Source organism: Brachybacterium sp. p3-SID957, assembly GCF_025144775.1.
GTDB classification, from domain to species: Bacteria; Actinomycetota; Actinomycetes; order Actinomycetales; family Dermabacteraceae; genus Brachybacterium; species Brachybacterium epidermidis.
Map to the genome: position 1 here is coordinate 1 of NZ_JALXKT010000014.1, position 18,809 is coordinate 18,809.

15 protein-coding genes are annotated in these 18,809 nt (G+C 70.9%); 12 read left to right on the forward strand and 3 right to left on the reverse strand.

The window, feature by feature from the left end; genetic code table 11:
* Positions 1-180 precede the first annotated feature (180 nt).
* Together M3B01_RS04770 and M3B01_RS04775 are read left to right on the forward strand one after the other, a co-directional pair.
* Entirely contained in the window at positions 181-804 is a 624-nt protein-coding gene (locus tag M3B01_RS04770; protein WP_259789833.1) for an ANTAR domain-containing response regulator, read from the forward strand.
* A gap of 35 nt (positions 805-839) precedes the next feature.
* On the forward strand, positions 840-2,207 hold the full coding sequence (locus tag M3B01_RS04775) for an ABC transporter substrate-binding protein (RefSeq protein ID WP_259789835.1): 1,368 nt from the start codon (positions 840-842) through the stop codon (positions 2,205-2,207).
* A gap of 9 nt (positions 2,208-2,216) precedes the next feature.
* Here the strand turns inward: M3B01_RS04775 and M3B01_RS04780 are convergent, their stop codons facing one another.
* Complete coding sequence (locus M3B01_RS04780; protein WP_259789837.1) at positions 2,217-2,651, reverse strand: PaaI family thioesterase; 435 nt, start codon at positions 2,649-2,651, stop codon at positions 2,217-2,219.
* 50 nt (positions 2,652-2,701) lie between these two features.
* On the opposite strand from M3B01_RS04780, the gene polA reads away from it, so the two are divergent.
* The 7 genes from polA (at position 2,702) to aroD (ending at position 11,820) form a co-directional block, all read left to right on the forward strand.
* A complete protein-coding gene (gene polA / locus M3B01_RS04785; RefSeq protein ID WP_259789839.1) occupies positions 2,702-5,383 on the forward strand; it encodes a DNA polymerase I in 2,682 nt (893 codons plus the stop codon).
* A 252-nt stretch (positions 5,384-5,635) separates the two neighbouring features.
* Entirely contained in the window at positions 5,636-7,120 is a 1,485-nt protein-coding gene (rpsA, locus tag M3B01_RS04790; RefSeq protein ID WP_193866266.1) for a 30S ribosomal protein S1, read from the forward strand.
* A gap of 150 nt (positions 7,121-7,270) precedes the next feature.
* Entirely contained in the window at positions 7,271-8,101 is an 831-nt protein-coding gene (locus M3B01_RS04795) for an HAD-IIA family hydrolase (protein WP_259789841.1), read from the forward strand.
* A gap of 86 nt (positions 8,102-8,187) precedes the next feature.
* Positions 8,188-9,435, forward strand: coding sequence for a chorismate synthase (aroC, locus tag M3B01_RS04800; protein ID WP_259789843.1), 1,248 nt, complete (start codon positions 8,188-8,190; stop codon positions 9,433-9,435).
* Positions 9,432-9,968, forward strand: coding sequence for a shikimate kinase (locus M3B01_RS04805; RefSeq protein WP_259789845.1), 537 nt, complete (start codon positions 9,432-9,434; stop codon positions 9,966-9,968). Before aroC ends, M3B01_RS04805 begins: the two co-directional genes overlap by 4 nt.
* Entirely contained in the window at positions 9,965-11,047 is a 1,083-nt protein-coding gene (gene aroB / locus M3B01_RS04810) for a 3-dehydroquinate synthase (protein WP_259789847.1), read from the forward strand. Before M3B01_RS04805 ends, aroB begins: the two co-directional genes overlap by 4 nt.
* Positions 11,048-11,049: 2 nt before the next feature.
* Positions 11,050-11,820 (forward strand): type I 3-dehydroquinate dehydratase, encoded by a 771-nt coding sequence (gene aroD / locus M3B01_RS04815; RefSeq protein WP_259789849.1) that lies wholly within the window; start codon positions 11,050-11,052, stop codon positions 11,818-11,820.
* 15 nt (positions 11,821-11,835) lie between these two features.
* Here aroD and M3B01_RS04820 read toward each other — a convergent pair whose 3' ends face one another.
* Entirely contained in the window at positions 11,836-12,840 is a 1,005-nt protein-coding gene (locus M3B01_RS04820) for a trimeric intracellular cation channel family protein (protein ID WP_259789850.1), read from the reverse strand.
* 100 nt (positions 12,841-12,940) lie between these two features.
* Here M3B01_RS04820 and coaE point away from each other — a divergent pair, with 100 nt between their 5' ends.
* Both coaE and uvrB read left to right on the forward strand, forming a co-directional pair.
* A complete protein-coding gene (gene coaE / locus M3B01_RS04825; RefSeq protein WP_259789853.1) occupies positions 12,941-13,624 on the forward strand; it encodes a dephospho-CoA kinase in 684 nt (227 codons plus the stop codon).
* Positions 13,625-13,633: 9 nt separating this feature from the next.
* The gene (gene uvrB / locus M3B01_RS04830) at positions 13,634-15,739 is read left to right on the forward strand and encodes an excinuclease ABC subunit UvrB (protein WP_259789855.1); all 2,106 of its coding nucleotides are present in this window, start codon (positions 13,634-13,636) and stop codon (positions 15,737-15,739) included.
* Between the two features lie 4 nt (positions 15,740-15,743).
* Here uvrB and M3B01_RS04835 read toward each other — a convergent pair whose 3' ends face one another.
* Positions 15,744-17,528 carry a bifunctional 3'-5' exonuclease/DNA polymerase gene (locus M3B01_RS04835; RefSeq protein WP_259789856.1) on the reverse strand — a complete coding sequence of 595 codons (1,785 nt, stop codon included), beginning with the start codon at positions 17,526-17,528 and terminating at the stop codon, positions 15,744-15,746.
* Between the two features lie 133 nt (positions 17,529-17,661).
* Here M3B01_RS04835 and M3B01_RS04840 point away from each other — a divergent pair, with 133 nt between their 5' ends.
* On the forward strand, positions 17,662-18,798 hold the full coding sequence (locus tag M3B01_RS04840; protein ID WP_259789857.1) for a glycerol dehydrogenase: 1,137 nt from the start codon (positions 17,662-17,664) through the stop codon (positions 18,796-18,798).
* The last annotated feature ends 11 nt before the right edge of the window (positions 18,799-18,809 follow it).

Here is an 18,809-nt window from a genome sequence, read left to right on the forward strand (position 1 = left end):
GGATTCGAACCCGCACGCCCTCGCGGACAGTGCATTTTGAGTGCACCGCGTCTACCGTTCCGCCAACCCGGCTCAGCCGCCCCAACGGGGCTGGACTAGGATAACGCTGATGACCACCGGATCGGACCGGCAGGGGTTCCCTCTGGCCGTGCCGGCCCCTCGACCGAGACACAGGGTGACATGAACGACGAGACCCCCACTTCCCCCGACGACAAGCCGCGTCGCACTGCGATCGTCGCGGAGGACGAGTCCCTGATCCGGATGGACATCGTCGAGACCCTCACCGAGGCCGGGTACGAGGTGATCGCGGCGGTCGGGGACGGCGAGAGCGCCGTCGCCAAGACCCGCGAGCTGCGACCGGACGTCGTGGTCATGGACGTGAAGATGCCGCAGGTCGACGGGGTCACCGCGGCCGAGCGCATCGGCGAGGAGTCCCTCGCCCCCGTGGTGATGCTGACCGCGTTCTCGCAGGCCGAGCTGGTCGAGCGGGCCCGGGACGCCGGAGCCATGGCCTACGTGGTCAAGCCCTTCACCCCGGCGGATCTGCTCCCCGCGGTGGAGATCGCCATCTCCCGCTACGCCCAGATCACGCAGCTCGAGTCCGAGATCCAGGACCTCGGCGAACGGTTCGAGACCCGCAAGCGCGTGGACCGCGCCAAGGGGCTGCTGCAGACCAACATGGGCCTCAGTGAGCCCGAGGCGTTCCGCTGGATCCAGAAGACCTCCATGGATCGCCGCCTGACCATGCGCGAGGTCGCCGACGCCGTCGTCGATCAGCTCGGCGGGGGCCAGGGCAAGGACTGACCTGCCGCCCGGGGGAGCGGAGAAGGAGCTGGGGGATGGCCATCTCGCGACGCGCACTGATGGGCACGCTGGGCGCGAGCGTGCTCGGTGCGGGGGCTCTCAGTGGCTGCGGTGAGGGTGGTGTCCGCAGAGGCGGCAGGGGGCGTCGGCCCACCACCACCGCGCCCACGGCGAAGCCGCTGGAGGAGCCGGAGCAGGCACTCATGCTCGGCTCCATCGGCGCCACCCACGGCCGCACCGCGCCGTTCGAGAAGGCCATCGCCACCGCCATCGCCGAGGCGATGATCGATGTCAACGCACGCTACGACGGGCTGTTCGGTCAGAAGGTCCAGATGGTGCCCCGCCACGTCATGGCCGATCCCGGGGAGGACATCACCGAGGCCGTGAACGCCCTGGCCGACGAGGGTGTCACGGCGGTGATCAGCTCCCTGGACGAGGCGGCGCTGCAGGCAGCCCTACCGGTCTTCGTTGAGCGGGGCATCGCGGTGATCGACGTGATCACCTCGGGCACGAGCGTGCGCGAGGAGGTCGACTCCGCGGGCATGCTGGTGCGGCTGTCACCCAACGATCGGGTCACCGCCGGCAGCCTCGCCGAGCAGGCCCTGTCCGGGGGGACCTCCGATCGCGCCGGCAAGCGCGGCACCGTGGTCTACCTCTCGGAGGACACCGAGCAGGGCAAGAGCCTCGAGGCCGCCCTGACCGAGGTGCTGCAGCCCGCCAACGGCGGCATCGTCCACACCCACTTCTACGCACCGGGCGACATGGGCGACATCGCCCCGATCGTGGAGGCCGTGGTCTCGAACCACCCCGCCCTGCTCGTGATCAACGGAGGCCCGGAGGCGGGGCCCTTCCTCTCGGCCCTGTACACGGCCACCCTCGACGAGGGGAACCGCCCCACCCTGGAGATCCCCGCCTGGCTGAGCCCGGCCGCCACGGTGGACTACTCCAGTGCCGAGCTGGCACCGGAGGCCATGACCCGCGCCACCGGCTGGGAGCCGGGGGGCGCGGTCACGACCGATCACGAGCTCATGATGATCAACGTGGACCCCGGCTTCCTCACCACCGGGTACGCCTACTCACAGCAGGGCTACGACGCTGTCGTGCTGGCCTGTCTGGCCGCCCAGAGTGCGCTGTCCGTCGCCGGCAGCGACATCGCCGCGTCCGTGCCCAAGGTGCTGGTCGGGGACGCCGAGTGCACCGATTTCGGCCTGTGCCGCAACCATCTGCGCAATGCGGTGGCCAACAATCAGCGCGCCACGATCAGCTACCAGGGACGCATGGGCGCCGTGGAGATCGGCAGCAGGGGCGATGCGGGCAAGGGCACCCTGCGCACGTACTCGTGGAACGAGGCGGGTGCGCTGACGGCTCCGGGCACCAGCACCTTCGAGGAGGCCTCCGGCTGAGCAGCCCGCTCAGCGCGCAGGGAGCAGCATGGTGGAGACAGTGACCGTGCTCAGCAGCGTGCCGCCCTCGTCGTGCACATCGACCAGGTAGGTGGCCACCTGGCGCCCCCTGTGCCGGGCCGTGCAGCGGGCTGTCGCGGTGCCCTCCCGTGCGGAACGATGGTGGGTGGCGGCCACATTCGTGCCCACGGCCTGGGCGCCCTCGCCGTGCACCGCCCGCGCCTGCAGGGTCGCAGCCAGTGAGGCGATGGTCTCCGCCAGCGCGATGGTGGCACCGCCGTGCAGCAGGCCGGCCGGCTGGGTGTTGCCCGCCACGGGCATCGTCATGGTGCCGCCCTCGGGGCCCAGGTCGAGCACCTCCATCCCGCAGCGCTCCACCAGGGTGCCGGCCAGCAGCGCCGCGAGCTCCGGGGGCAGGGGGACTCGATCCGATGTCGTGGTCATGCGCTCAGCTTCCCACAGGGCCGGACCCGAAGCGTGGGAGACTGCTCCCCATGAGTGCGAGCGAGCAGCGGATCCTTCTCATCGACGGTCACGCGATGGCCTTCCGGGCGTTCTTCGCGCTGCCGGCGGACAGCTTCACCGACGGCCGCGGGCAGTCCACCAATGCCGTCTACGGCTTCACCCGCATGATCATCAACGTGGTCGCCTCCGAGCAGCCCACCCATGTGGCGGTCGCCTTCGACCTGCCCGGTGGCACGTTCCGCGACCGCATCTACGACCAGTACAAGGCCGGTCGCGAGGTCACCCCGCCGGAGTTCGAGGGGCAGATCGGCCTGATCCAGCAGGTGTTGGACGCCCTCGGTGTGCCGTGGTTCACCGTGGAGGACTACGAGGCCGACGACATCATCGCCACCCTCGCCACCCGTGCGGAGAAGGAGGGCGGCCAGGCGCTGATCGTCTCCTCGGACCGCGATGCGATCCAGCTGGTCGGTGAGCACGTCACGCTGCTGCAGCCCGTCAAGGGCGTCACCGAGCTGCGCCGGATGGACCCGGCGGCGGTGGAGGAGAAGTACGGCATCCCCCCGGAGCGCTACCCGGATCTGGCGGCCCTGGTGGGGGAGAGCGCCGACAACCTCCCCGGCGTTCCCGGAGTGGGCCCGAAGACCGCCGCGAAGTGGATCACCGCCTACGGCGACCTGCAGGGGATCCTTGCCCATGCGGAGGAGATCAAGGGCAAGGCCGGCCAGTCGCTGCGCGACAACGTCGAGGCCGTGGAGCGCAACCGGCGGATGAACGCCGCGGTGACGGACCTCGACCTGCCCCTGGACCCCGACCGCTATCTGCTGGGCCGCGGCGACGCCGTCGCCCTGAACGCCGTGTTCGACGAGCTCGCCTTCGGCCCCACCATCCGCCGCGACGTGCCCGCGTCCCTGCTGGCCGAGGGCGATGCCGCCTCCGCGGTGCCTGAGCGCCCCCTGCCCGCGCTGCAGAAGCCCACGGGGCAGCAGGTCGCCAAGGTGCTGGCGCGCGACTTCGCCGGTGGCGCGGCACTGGCTGTCGACGGCAGCTGGGACCTCGGCGAGGGGGATGCCGCGATGCTGGCCCTGGCCACCCCGGGGGCCCTGGCCGTGATCGACCTGGTGTCCCTGGACGACGAAGCCGAGCGAGCACTTGCCGGATGGCTCGCGGATCCGGCCGTCGCGAAGTGTGCGCACGACACCAAGCTCGCCACCCATCAGCTGCGCGGCCGGGGCCTGGAGGCGGCCGGGTGGAGCACGGACCTGGCGATCGCCGAGTTCCTGTGCCGTCCCGATCAGAGGCCCACCGATCTGGCGGGACTGACCCTGCGCCATCTGCAGGAGGACCTCCAGGTCACCTCGGCCGCCGCACAGCAGGAGCTGGACCTGGACCAGGAGGACTCCGGTGCGGACTCCCTGGCCCGCGCGGCGGACGCCGTGGACAGACTGGGCTCGCACCTGCGCACCGACCTCGAGCAGCACGCGGCCGTCTCGCTGCACGACGACCTCGAGCTTCCGCTGTCCCGCGTGATCGCGGTGATGGAGGCCACCGGCATCGCTGTGGACGACTCCGTGCTGGCCGATCTCGACTCCCAGCACGAGATCGAGCAGGAGCGGGTCGCGGAATCGGCCTACTCACACCTCGGTGGGGACCGCATCAACCTGGGCTCGCCCAAGCAGCTGCAGGAGGTGCTGTTCGAACGGCTGGGGATGCCCAGGACCCGCCGCACCAAGACAGGCTTCTCCACGGATGCGGAGTCCCTTGCCGATCTGCACGAGAAGACCCAGCACCCGTTCCTCACGGACCTGCTGGCGCACCGGGACGTGACCAAGATGCGCCAGATCATCGACACCCTGCGGCGCTTCATCTCCCCGGCCGGACGGATCCACACCACGTTCCACCAGAACATCGCGGCCACCGGGCGGCTGTCCTCGAACAACCCGAACCTGCAGAACATCCCCACCCGCACCGAGGAGGGGCGCCGCATCCGCTCGGCCTTCCGCCCCTCGGAGGGCTTCGAGTCGCTGATGACGGCGGACTACTCGCAGATCGAGATGCGCATCATGGCGCACCTGTCCGAGGACGAGGGACTGATCGAGGCCTTCCGCTCCGGGGAGGACCTGCACCGCTTCGTCGCCTCGCGAGTGTTCGACGTGGCACCGGAGGACGTCGACGCCCCGATGCGGTCCAAGACCAAGGCCGTGAGCTACGGCCTGGCCTACGGGCTGAGCGCCTTCGGCCTGGCCCGCCAGCTGCGGATCTCCCAGGCGGAGGCGACCGCCCTGCGCGACGGTTACTTCGAGCGCTTCGGAGGCGTGCGGGACTACCTGCGCGAGAGCGTCGAGAAGGCCCGGGCGATCGGATACACCGAGACCATCCTGGGCAGGCGTCGACCCCTGCCGGACCTGACCAGCGACAACCGCCAGCGCCGTGAGAACGCGGAGCGGGTGGCGCTGAACTCCCCGATCCAGGGCAGCGCCGCCGACATCATCAAACGGGCGATGCTGCGCGTGGACGAAGGGCTGCGCGAGGCGGGCCTGGACTCACGCGTGCTGCTCCAGGTGCACGACGAGCTGGTGCTCGATGTGGCTCCGGGCGAGGAGGAGCGGCTGCGGGAGATCATCACCGCCGGGATGGGCGGGGCGTACGAGTTGTCCGTCCCCCTCGAGGTGGGCATCGGGGTGGGCCCGAACTGGCTGGCCGCTGCGCACTGAGCGGCCCGCGACGGGGACGAAGCTCACACCTGGCCGCACCGACCGGACCGGTCCCGCCCGTTCCAGCACGCCGCAGGGCTGGTAGGCTTGTCCAGGTCTGTGCTCAGTCGTGCCCGTCTGCCGTCCCGGACTCCACGGGGATCCATGGAGCCCGCACGAAGACCGTGGCTACGACTGAACCACGGATCGGCCCACGGGCCGAGCATGCCCCTGACCCTACTCATTTCCTGTCCCGACGGAGTTCTCGACTACATGACCGACACCACCACCCCCCAGATCGCCATCAACGACATCGGTAGCGCCGACGACCTCATGGCCGCCATCGATTCGACCATCAAGTACTTCAACGATGGCGACATCGTCGAGGGCACCGTGGTGAAGGTGGATCACGACGAGGTCCTGCTGGACATCGGCTACAAGACCGAGGGCGTCATCCCCTCGCGCGAGCTGTCCATCAAGCACGACGTCGATCCCGGCGAGGTCGTCGGCGTCGGCGACGAGATCGAGGCCCTGGTCCTCCAGAAGGAGGACAAGGAAGGCCGTCTGATCCTGTCCAAGAAGCGCGCCCAGTACGAGCGCGCCTGGGGCACGATCGAGCAGATCAAGGAGGACGAGGGCGTCGTCACCGGCCACGTCATCGAGGTGGTCAAGGGCGGCCTCATCGTCGACATCGGCCTGCGCGGCTTCCTCCCGGCCTCCCTCGTGGAGATGCGCCGCGTGCGCGACCTGCAGCCCTACGTCGGCCAGGAGATCGAGGCCAAGATCATCGAGCTGGACAAGAACCGCAACAACGTGGTGCTCTCCCGCCGCGCGTACCTGGAGGAGACCCAGTCCGCGGTCCGCTCCGACTTCCTGCAGACCCTGCAGAAGTCCCAGGTGCGCGAGGGCGTCGTCTCCTCGATCGTCAACTTCGGTGCCTTCGTGGACCTGGGCGGCGTCGACGGCCTGGTGCACGTCTCGGAGCTGTCCTGGAAGCACATCGACCACCCCTCCGAGGTCGTCGAGGTGGGCCAGAAGGTCAAGGTCGAGGTCCTGGACGTCGACATGGACCGCGAGCGTGTCTCCCTGTCGCTGAAGGCGACCCAGGAGGACCCGTGGCAGCTGTTCGCGCGCACCCACGCGATCGGCGAGGTCGTGCCGGGCAAGGTCACCAAGCTAGTGCCCTTCGGTGCGTTCGTTCGCGTGGAGGACGGCATCGAGGGCCTGGTGCACATCTCCGAGCTGGCCCAGCGCCACGTGGACCTGCCCGAGCAGGTCGTCACCGTCGACCAGGACGTCTTCGTCAAGGTCATCGACATCGACCTCGAGCGTCGCCGGATCTCCCTGTCCCTCAAGCAGGCCAACGAGGGTGTGGACCCCGAGGGTGACGACACCACCTTCGACCCGGCCCTGTACGGCATGGCCGCCGAGTACGACGAGAACGGCGAGTACAAGTACCCCGAGGGCTTCGACCCGGAGACCAACGAGTGGCTCGAGGGCTACGACAGCCAGCGCGAGGAGTGGGAGGCCCAGTACGCGGCCGCCTACGAGCGCTGGACCGCTCACAAGACCCAGGTCGCCGAGGCCATCAAGGCCGACGAGGAGTCCGCGAACGCTCCGGCTGCCGCCTCCACCTCGTCCTCCTCGGAGTCCGCTCCGGCGAGCCAGTCCTCCTACCAGTCCTCCTCCTCCGACGAGGGCACCCTGGCCTCCGACGAGGCCCTGGCCGCTCTGCGCGCCAAGCTCACCGGCAACTGATCGCCGGCTGATCACAGCAGTGCGACGGGGCGTCACCTTCGGGTGGCGCCCCGTCGTCGTGCGTGTGGAGGATCCACCCGCGCGGGGCTGGTGCGGTGCTGGTCTGGGGCGGGGCTGGGGCGCGAGCGCGATCGGTGCGAGACTGGATCCATGACCAATGCACTCGAGGAACGTCCCATCCACTCCTGGCTCACCGACATGGACGGCGTGCTGGTGCACGAGGATGAGGCCCTGCCCGGCGCCGCCGAGTTCATCTCCGAGCTGGCGCGCTGCGGGCGCCGCTTCCTGGTGCTCACCAACAACTCGATGTTCACCCCGCGGGACCTGCGGGCGAGGCTGGCCCGCTCGGGGATCGACCTGGAGGAGGACGCGCTGTGGACCAGTGCGCTGGCCACGGCGCGGTTCCTGTCCGAGCAGTCCCCGGGCGGCAGCGCTTACGTGATCGGCGAGGCCGGCCTCACCAGCGCGATGCACGATGAGGGGTTCATCCTCTCGGATGTTGACGTGGAGTTCGTGGTGCTGGGGGAGACCCGCACCTACTCCTTCGAGGCCATCACCCGCGCGATCCGCCTGGTGGGCGAGGGCGCGAAGTTCATCGCCACCAATCCTGACGTGACCGGCCCCAGCCCCGCTGGCCCGCTGCCGGCCACCGGGGCCGTGGCCGCCATGATCACCGCGGCCACCGGCATCGAGCCGTACTACGTCGGCAAGCCGAACCCGCTGATGATGCGCACTGCGCTGAACCGCATCGAGGCGCACTCCGAGACGACGGTGATGATCGGCGACCGCATGGACACCGACGTGAAGTCCGGCCTCGAGGCCGGCTTGCGCTCCATCCTGGTGCTCACCGGTTCCACCCGGGCCGAGGCGATCACCAGCTTCCCGTACCGGCCCACCGCCGTGCTCCCCTCCATCGAGCAGGTGGTGCCGCTGGTGGAGCAGATGTCTCCCAGCAGGGCGCAGGAGCTCGGGGAGGACTGACCCGGCGGTCCACCGGGAACGAGCACGGCGCACCACGGAGCGGACCCCCGGTCCCACCGCCGGTCAGACGTGGAAGAATCGCCTCCATGCTGCGTTGGCTCACCGCCGGGGAATCCCACGGCCCCTCCCTCATTGCCCTGCTCGACGGCGTCCCCGCCGGGATCGAGCTGACCACCCAGGACCTGCGGGACGCCCTGGCCCGGCGCCGCCTCGGCCACGGCCGCGGGTCCCGCCAGAAGTTCGAGCAGGACGCCCTGACCGTGCACGGCGGGATCCGGCACGGGCTCACCCTCGGATCCCCCCTGGCGGTGGAGATCGGCAACTCGGAGTGGCCCAAATGGGAGAAGGTGATGAGCGCCGATCCCGTGGCCCGGGAGGACCTGCTGATCGACGCCGGCACCGGGGACGAGCGAGAGATCGCACGCAACAAGCCGCTGACCCGCCCCCGCCCCGGCCATGCCGACCTCGCCGGGATGCTCAAGTACGGCTTCACCGAGGCCAGGCCCGTGCTGGAGCGCGCCAGCGCCCGGGAGACCGCGGCCCGGGTGGTGGCCGGGCGGGTCGCCGCCGCGCTGCTGGAGCAGGCGGCCGGGATCCGCCTGGTCTCCCACACCCTGTCCGTCGGCCCCGTGCGCGTGCCCGAGGACGCACCACTGCCCACCCCGGACGACGTCGAGGCGCTGGATGCCGATCCGCTGCGCTGCCACCACCCCGCCACCTCGACGGCCATGGTCGCCGAGGTCGATGCGGCCAAGTCGGAGGGGGACACCCTGGGCGGTGTGGTCGAGGTGCTCGCCTACGGGGTGCCCGTGGGGCTGGGCTCGCACACCCAGTGGGACCGGCGGCTCGACGGCCGCCTGGCCCAGGCGATCATGTCCATCCAGGCGATGAAGGGGGTGGAGATCGGTGACGGGTTCGCCACCGCCGCCCGCCGGGGCTCCGCTGCGCACGACGAGATCCTGGCAGGCTCCGGAAAGGACGCCGCCGGGGGCATCCATCGCGGCTCCAACCGCGCCGGCGGCCTCGAGGGCGGCATCAGCAACGGCCAGGTGATCCGAGTGCGGGGGGCGCTCAAGCCCATCTCCACCGTTCCCCGGGCACTGCGCACCTTGGACGTCGCCACCGGCGAACAGGCCACCGCCAACCACCAGCGCTCCGACGTCTGCGCGGTGGCCCCCGCGGCCGTCATCGCCGAGGCCGTGGTGGCCCTCACCCTGGCCGATGCGCTGCTGGAGAAGACCGGTGGGGACAGCATCGCCGAGATCCGCGCCCATCTCGAGGGCACCGACGAGCTGCAGGCGGTGCTCGCTCAGCCGCGCGAAGGGGCGCGGTGAGCCCCACCGCGCTCACCGCCGTGCTGATCGGGCCGATGGCTGCCGGGAAGACGGCCGTGGGCCGCGAACTCGCGCGTCGGCTGGGCGAGCCCTTCGCCGACCTCGACGCCCTGATCGTGCAGGAGGCCGGCAAACCGATCCCGCAGATCTTCGCCGAGGACGGCGAGGATCACTTCCGCGACCTGGAGGCACAGCTGCTGGCGGTGGCCCTCTCCACCCGCACCGGGGTGCTGGCCCTGGGCGGCGGGGCCCCGATACGACCGGAATCGGCGGCACTGCTGCGGGGCTGCCCGGTGGTGCTGCTGCAGGTCGACGAGCAGATCGTGCAGGCGCGGCTCCGTCGCGCACAGGACAGGCCGCTGCTCAGCGGCGAGGACCCGCTGCGCCGCTGGCGCGAGATCAGCGAGCGCCGCATGCCGCACTACCGCGACCTGGCATGCTGGACCGTCGACTCCGACGGCAGCCCGCCGGCGGCCGTCGCCCGCCGCATCCATGACCTGATCCTCGAACGCGAAGCGAAGGTGAGTCCGTGAGCTCCACGACCATTCCCGTCACCACCCCGAGCGGCGGGTATGACGTCACCATCGGGCGCGGCCTGCTGCGGGAGGTCCCGGCCCATGTTCCCGAGCGGGTGCGACGCATCGTGGTGGTGCACCAGCCCAGCCTGCGCACCGTGGCCGAGGAGCTGCGGGAGGCGCTGTCCACGGGCGCCCGGCAGGCGTTCCTGGCCGAGGTGCCCGACGGTGAGGAGGCCAAGACGGCCCAGGTGGCCGGGTTCCTGTGGCAGGTGTGCGGGCAGGCCGAGATCGGCCGCACCGACCTGATCGTCGGTCTCGGCGGCGGCGCCGCCACGGACCTGGCCGGCTTCGTGGCCGCCACCTGGCTGCGCGGCGTGGACGTGCTGCAGATCCCCACCACGGTCGCAGCCATGGTGGATGCCGCCGTGGGCGGCAAGACCGGGATCAACACCGCCGAGGGCAAGAACCTGGTGGGTGCCTTCCACCCGCCGATCGCGGTGGTCGCGGATCTCGACGTGCTGGCGGGACTGGGCGCGAACGACGTCGCCGCAGGCCTGGCCGAGGTGGTCAAGGCCGGCTTCATCGAGGACCAGCGGATCCTGGAGATCGTGGAGAAGGACCCGGCCGCATGCCTGGACATCGCCTCGGATGCGTTCCGGGAGATCGTGGAGCGATCCATCCGGGTCAAGGCACGGGTGGTCTCCGCCGATCTGCGTGAAGCGGGGGAGCGAGAGATCCTCAACTACGGGCACACCCTCGCCCATGCCATCGAGCGCAATGAGCGCTACCAGTGGCGCCACGGTGCAGCCGTGGCCGTGGGCATGATGTTCGCCGCCGAGCTGTCCCACCTGGCCGGCAAGCTCTCCGAGGCCGAGGTGGACCGCCACCGGGACGTCCTCACCTCGCTCGGCCTGCCGATCACCTACCGGGGCCGGCAGTGGCCCAAGCTGGAGGACTCCATCAAGCGCGACAAGAAGACCCGTGCCGGCCTGCTGCGCTTCGTGGTGCTGGATCGGATCGGCCGCCCCTCCCGCCTGGAGGGACCGGACCCTGCCCTGCTGCTGTCCGCCTACGCCGCCATCACCCAGGACTGACCATGGGGGCGACGGTGACCGTGCGGGGGGTGGAGCTCGGGGCAGGCCGCCCCGAGATCATCGTCCCGCTCACGGGGGCGCAGGAGCAGGCGGTCCTCGATCAAGCGGCCGCCGCCGCAGGCACCGTTGCACGGATCCTGGAATGGCGCACCGACCTGTACGCGCCGCGCTCGGGGACCATCGAGCACCGGGACGCGGTACGGGCCCTGCTGCCCCAGCTGCGGGAGAGGATCGGTGAGGAGCGCTGCCTGCTGGTCACCCTGCGCACCGCCGCGGAGGGCGGGGGGCGTGTGCTGACCGATCACGAGCTGGGGGACCTGCTGGAGGCGGTGGTCTCCACCGGGCATGCGGACATGGTGGACGTGGAGACGTCGCGGGATCCCGAGGTGGTGCAGCGGGTGGTGAGGGCAGCGCAGCAGCACGGCGCGGTCGTCGTGGGCTCCTTCCACGACTTCGGGGCCACACCCGGCGAGGACGAGCTGGTGGCGCTGCTGCAGGCTCAGCGACGCATGGGCGTCGACGTGCCCAAGGTGGCCGTCATGCCGCAGCACCCGCAGGACGTGCTGCACCTGCTGGCGGCGAGCACCCGGGTCGCGGCCGCGCAGGAGGGGCCCCACATCGCGATCAGCATGGGGTCGCTGGGCACGGTCAGCCGCGTGGCCGCGGAGGTGTTCGGCTCGGCCGCGACGTTCGCGACGGCCGGGGAGGCCTCGGCCCCCGGCCAGCTCGCGGTCGATGACGTGGAGCGGATGCTGGAGCTGCTGCGTCCCTGAGAGCGGACCCGGGTCTCAGTGCCCGATGGGGTCGGGGATCTCCTCGCCGTCCTGGCCCTTCCGCACCCAGGCGCCCTCCTCGGCCTGCATCTCCTCGTCGACCTTCTCCTCGATCCTCTCGTCCACCTTCTCCTCGACCTGCTCCTTGATCTCCTGGTCGACGGGGGTGTCCTCCACCGCCTCAGGGATCAGATCGGGGCCCTCCTCCCCGAGGATCCGGGTGGCGTACTCCTCGGCGCTCTCCTCGTAGTTGGAATCAGCCGCGAGATCGTCCTCGTTCGCATCCACGATGGAGATCGCCCCGGTCTCCTTGGCCACCTTCGCGCGCTCGGCCCGACGGATCCTGCGCACCATGGACTTCAGCTGGGTGGCGGACATGGTGACCTCCCACTCGCTGTGAGCGGGCAGAGTCCAGCGGCGCCAGGCGGCCAGCATCGCCAGAGCGGAGCCGGCGGCCGCCGCGACCACCACCCAGACGGCGTCGAGGCCGAGAGCCACCACCGCCCAGGTCAGCACCGCCGTCACCACGGCACCGGTGGCGTACAGCGGCCCGCCGCCGAAGACGGCCGGGATGCGGCCCACCAGGACATCGCGCATGATGCCGCCACCGGTGGCACTGGTGAGCCCCAGCAGGATCGCCGGGAGCACGTCCAGCCCGTAGCCCAGGGACTTCGCGGTGCCCGTGGCCGCCCACAGTCCCATGGCGGTGATGTCCATTCCCGTGACGATGCGGCGCCACCAGGCGCGCTCGGAGTTCACCACGAAGGCGAAGGCGGAGCCGGCCAGGGCGCAGGTGAGGTACCAGGGGCCGGAGAACGCGGCGGGCACCCCGTAGTCGAGGATCAGGTCGCGAACGAGGCCACCGCCCAGCCCCGCGATGATCCCGATGATCGCGAAGCCCATGGCGTCGAAGTTGAGCCGGGCCGCCAGACCACCGGCGGCCACGCCCATCACGAACACGCCCAGCAGGTCCAGGGCGCGCAGCACGTCGTTGGTGATCAGCAGTTCGAGCGGGTCCACGTGATGACGGTAATGCTGATCCCGCGGTGATGGCCGTGCTGCGCGCCTGCACGTGGCGAAGGTGACGCCCCATCGGCGCGAGTGCCCGTAGCATCGGGGGATGAGCAGTGTTCAGCGACCGCTCCTGCGCATCGGGCTGACCGGTGGTATCGGCTCCGGGAAGTCCACGGTGGCGCGCATCTGGCGCGAGACCGGGCACACGGTGATCGATCTCGATGCGCACTCACGGGCCGTGCTGGATGTGCCCGGCGCCGGTGTGGAGGAGGCCGTGGCGCGCTTCGGGGAGGAGTACCGGGCGCCCGACGGCACCATCGACCGCTCTGCCCTGGCCACCCTGGTGTTCGCCGATGCCCGGGCGCGAGCGGATCTCGAGGCGATCGTGCTGGGGCGGGTCGACGCGGCGGTGCGTGCCGAGGAGGAGGCCGCTCGCGCGGCGGGCGCGGCGCTGGTGGTGCACGACAACCCCCTGCTGCTGGAGAAGCATCGCGAGGGCGAGTACGACGCGGTGGCCGGGGTGATCGCCCGTCACCGCGACCGCATCGACCGAGTGGTGCGCGACCGCGGCCGTGATCGCGGCTACGTCGAGTCGGTGATGGCCGCCCAGGCGACCGATCTGGAGCGGATCCATCGCTGCCACCTGCTGATCCTCAACAACGCCGGGTTCCAGGAGCTGCGGGAGCGGTCACTGAGGGTGTTCGAACGTGCGCGCATGATCGCGCTGGCGCGGGGGTCGAGCACCGGTGCGCGCAACGGCACAGGGCGGTTCGTCAGCACCGCGACGTAGCATCGACGCATGCGTCCTGTCACCGATCTGGTCCGCGCCGAGCACCCCTTCGAGGTCGTCTCGGACTACACGCCCTCCGGCGATCAGCCGCAGGCCATCAAGGAGCTCACCGAGCGGATCAACCGCGGCGAGCAGGACGTGGTGCTGCTGGGCGCCACCGGCACCGGCAAGAGCGCCACCACCGCCTGGCTGATCGAGCAGCTGCAGCGGCCCACCCTGGTGATGGCCCACAACAAGACCCTCGCCGCCCAGCTGGCCAGCGAGTTCCGCGAGCTGCTGCCCCACAACGCGGTGGAGTACTTCGTCTCGTACTACGACTACTACCAGCCCGAGGCGTACGTCCCGCAGTCGGACACCTACATCGAGAAGGACTCCTCCATCAACGCGGAGGTGGAGCGATTGCGGCACAGCGCCACCAACTCCCTGCTCACCCGGCGCGACGTGGTGGTGGTCTCCTCGGTGTCCTGCATCTACGGCCTGGGCACCCCCCAGGAGTACGTGGACCGCATGGTGCGGCTCTCCCGCGGGGACGCCCTGGACCGTGACGAGCTGCTGCGCCGCTTCGTGGACATGCAGTACGACCGCAACGATGTGGCCTTCGAGCGCGGCACCTTCCGGGTGCGCGGCGACACGGTCGAGATCATCCCCATGTACGAGGAGCTCGCGCTGCGCATCGAGTTCTTCGGCGACGAGATCGACGCCCTGTACACGCTGCACCCCATGACCGGTGAGGTGATCCGCGAGGAGGATCAGATCCACGTGTTCCCGGCCTCCCACTACGTGGCCGGTCCCGAGCGTCTGGCCCGCGCGATCGACTCGATCGAGGTGGAGCTGGGAGAGCGACTGGAGGAGCTCGAGGGCCAGCAGAAGCTGCTGGAGGCGCAGCGCCTGCGGATGCGCACCGGCCACGATCTGGAGATGCTGCGGCAGACGGGCAGCACCAACGGCGTGGAGAACTACTCCCGCCACCTGGACGGCCGCGGCCCGGGCACGCCGCCCAACACGCTGCTGGACTACTTCCCCGAGGACTTCCTGCTGGTGGTCGACGAATCCCACGTGACGATCCCGCAGATCGGCGCCATGTTCGAGGGGGACCGCTCCCGCAAGCGCACCCTGGTGGACTTCGGGTTCCGCCTGCCCAGCGCCCTGGACAACCGGCCCCTCACCTTCGGCGAGTTCACCGAGCGCACCGGGCAGACGGTCTACCTCTCCGCCACTCCCGCGGACTACGAGCTGGAGCGGTCGCACGGCGTGGTCGAGCAGATCATCCGCCCTACCGGCCTGGTCGACCCCGAGGTGATCGTCAAGCCCGTGAAGGGACAGATCGACGATCTGCGCGAGGAGATCGAGAAGCGGGTCGCCGCCGATGAGCGCGTCCTGGTCACCACCCTGACCAAGCGCATGGCCGAGGACCTCACCGACTACCTGCTGGAGAACGGCGTGCGGGTGCAGTACCTGCACTCCGACGTGGAGACCCTGCGTCGCGTGGAGCTGCTGCGGTCCCTGCGCAAGGGCGAGTTCGACGTGCTGGTGGGCATCAACCTGCTGCGCGAGGGCCTGGACCTGCCCGAGGTGTCGCTGGTGTCGATCCTCGACGCCGACAAGGAGGGCTTCCTGCGCTCGCGCACCTCGCTGATCCAGACCATCGGCCGTGCCGCCCGCAACGTCTCCGGGCAGGTGCACATGTACGCGGACACCGTCACCGAGTCGATGCAGTCGGCGATCGACGAGACCAACCGTCGCCGTGAGAAGCAGATCGCGTACAACACCGAGCACGGCATCGACCCCACCCCGCTGCGCAAGCGCATCGCGGACGTCACCGACATGCTGGCCCGGGAGGACATCGACACCGACACCCTGATGTCCACCGACTACCGCTCCGGCAAGGAGCGGGTGGCCCGGGACCGTGCCCGTGCCAATGCGATCGACGCGGTCAGCGGCCGCACCGTGGACCTGGGAGACGACCCGGTGGGTGCGCTCACCGGCATGATCGACGAGATCACCGCCCAGATGCACCAGGCCGCGGAGTCGCTGCAGTTCGAGGTCGCCGCTCGCCTGCGCGACGAGGTGCAGGAGCTGAAGAAGGAGCTGCGGCGCGTGCAGCGCTCCTCCTGACCGCTCACTTCTCCGCGGAGCGCTCGGTGATCGCGAGGTCCAGCGGGAAGTCGATGCCGCTGCCGGGGAACAGCAGGCGCCCGGCGGCGTCGGCCGCGTCCTGGATCGCCCGGGCGGCCTGCTCGGCCTGGTCGGCAGGAGCGTGCACGATCACCTCGTCGTGCAGGAAGAACGCCAGGTGCGCGCGGCGCGCGAACACGGGACCCGATGCGCGCGCCGCCTGCTGCTCGGGCACCTCCTCGAAGCGGGACAGGGCCAGTCGCAGCCCGGCCATCCAGCTCAGTGCCCATTCCGCAGCGGTGCCCTGCACCACGAAGTTGCGGGTGAAGCGTCCCCGATCGCGGGCCGATCTCCGAGCACGCTCCTGTTCGGCAGTCGAGGCGTCGGGCAGGTTCGCGGCCTGCTGTGCCGAGGTCCACGCGGCATCGGCCGGGAGAGAGGAGCGGCCCAGCCAGGTCGATACCGTGCCCCCGGCCTCGCCCAGCCGAGCGGCGTCGTCCACCAGGGCCATCGCCCGCGGGAACGTGCGCCGCAGTCGCGGAACGATCCGGCCGCTGTCCCCGGTGGTGCCGCCGTAGAGCGCACCGAGCACGCCGACCTTGGCCTCCTGGCGGGTGGCCACCACGCCCGCGGCGACGATCCCCGCGTACAGGTCGGTGCCTGCTCCGGCCCGGATCATCGCCTGGTCACCGGCCATCGCGGCGAGCACCCGCGGCTCCAGCTGCGAGACGTCGGCACTGACCAGGCGCCACCCGGGGTCGGCGCGCAGCGCGGGTCGCAGCTGACGGGGGATCTGCAGCGCGCCACCGCCGCTGGAGGCCCACCGGCCCGTGACCACGCCCCCGGGGACGTACACCGGCCGATACCGGCCCTCGTGCACCCACTCCTCCATCCAGGCCCAGCCGTTGGCGGTGAGCAGGCGGTGCATCTTCTTGTACCGCAGCAGCGGTTCGATCGCGGGGTGCTCGTGCTCGGCCAGCTCCCAGCGGGAGGTGGAGCGCACGTCGATCCCGGCGCGGTGCAGGGCACGCAGCAGCCGCGGCGGGGAGTCGATGCTGAGCAGCGGATCGCCGAGGGCCTCGCGCACCTGGGCGGCCGCCTCGGCCATCAGCGCCGGGGTGTGACCGGGGCGGGGGCGGGGTCCGAGGTCGCTGCTGAGGATCCGGTCGTGCTCCTGGACATCCCAGGGGATGCCCGCGGCCTGCAGCTCTGCGGCGATCACGGCGCCGGCGGACTCGGCCGCCACCAGCAGGCGCAGCCGAGCCGGATCGCGGGCCTCGTCGATCGCCCGTTGCTGTCTCGCGAACTCCTCCAGCACCGCGTCGATGTCCTGGGGGACGCCGGCCCGCGGGGAGGCCGAGGCGTCGAGATCGAACAACGCGGGGCCTCCGGCCGGTCGCTCCGAGGGCGGCTCGACCGGTACGTCCCAGTCCTGTGCCGCGCGGATCGGCCCGGGATCCGTGACCTGGCGGGAGTGGCGGAGGATCGTATGCACCAGGCGGAGATCATGGCAGCGCTCCACCCGGATCCCGGCGGCGAGCAGCTGCGGGTACCACGCGGCGGCATCGGCCCACACCCAGCGCGGTGGCGAGGCCCCGTCACGGCGGGCGGCGCCCTCCTGCTGCGCCACCAGCTCCGGGAGCTGTGCGGCATCGAGCTGCGTGGTGCTGATGGGGCTGCCGTCGGCCGTGAGCTCCACCAGGGCGAGGCGGCCGTTCGGCGACCCTCCCAGCACGCACCAGCGCGCGGCAGCGCTGCGCGGGGGTGGAGGAGGTCGGTCCGTTCGCATCCCACCCCCGTCCTCTCGGCTCGGGAACCACAGTACTGACATCCGGGACCTCCGACCTCTGGCGGCCGGCCACGCACCGGGAATACGCTGACATCACCGCCTTGTAAATTGCTTAACAACGGAGGTCCTCCCCATGCCCACCACCATCTTCACCAGCCCCTCGACGTACGTGCAGGGACCCGGCGTGCTCGAGGAGCTCGGCACCCATCTGGCCCCGCTCGGCGCAAACCCCTTGATCGTGGCCGACGACACCGTGTGGGAGCTGGTCGGCGAGTCCGTCAGCGCCGGACTTAAGGCCGCCGACATCGCCTTCGAGCGCGTGGGCTTCGGTCGTTACGCCACCCCCGAGGCCGTGGACTCCCTGGTGGAGAAGATCCGCTCCGGCAGCCACGGAGTGATCGTGGGCCTGGGCGGCGGCTCGGCCATCGACGCCGCCAAGGCCGCCGGTCACCTGGCCGACATCCGCTGGGCGTCCGTCCCCACCGCCGCCTCCTCCGATGCTCCCACCTCGGCCCTCTCGGTGATCTACACCGAGGACGGCGAGTTCCTGGAGTACCGCTTCTTCCCCCGCAACCCCGACCTGGTGCTGATCGACACCGCGGTGGTCGCGAACGCCCCGGTGCGCTTCCTGGTGGGCGGCATCGGTGACGCCCTGGCCACCTGGATCGAGGCTCGCGCCACCGCGCGAGGACGCAGCGACACCATGGCCGGTGCACGCCCCACCCGTTCGGCGACCGCACTGGCGCACCTGGCCTGGGAGCTGCTGCACGAGAACGCACTGGCCGCCATCGATGCCGTCGAGGCGAAGGCCGTCACCCCCGCCCTGGAGGCCACCGTGGAGGCCTGCACCCTGCTGTCCGGGCTGGGCTTCGAGTCCGGGGGCCTCGCCGCGGCCCATGCGATCCACAACGCCCTGACCGCCGCCCCGCAGACCCACGGCCTCACCCACGGGGAGAAGGTCAACCTGGGCACCACGGTGCAGCTCATCCTGGAGGGAGCCGAGCGCGAGGAGATCGAGGACTTCATCGAGTTCAGCACCCTGGTGGGCCTGCCCACCACCCTCACCGAGGTGGGCCTGACGCTGGAGGACGAGAAGGAGCTGCGCGCCGTCTCCGAGGCGGCGGTGGTGGAGGGCGAGACCATCCACGCGATGCCCTTCGAGGTGACCGCGGAGATGGTGTACACGGCACTGCGCGCGGCCGAGCAGCTCTCCCGTCGGGTGCGGGCCCGGCGCGGACTGCCGGAGCCGGAGCTGCACACCGCGCACTGAGCGCGCGAGAC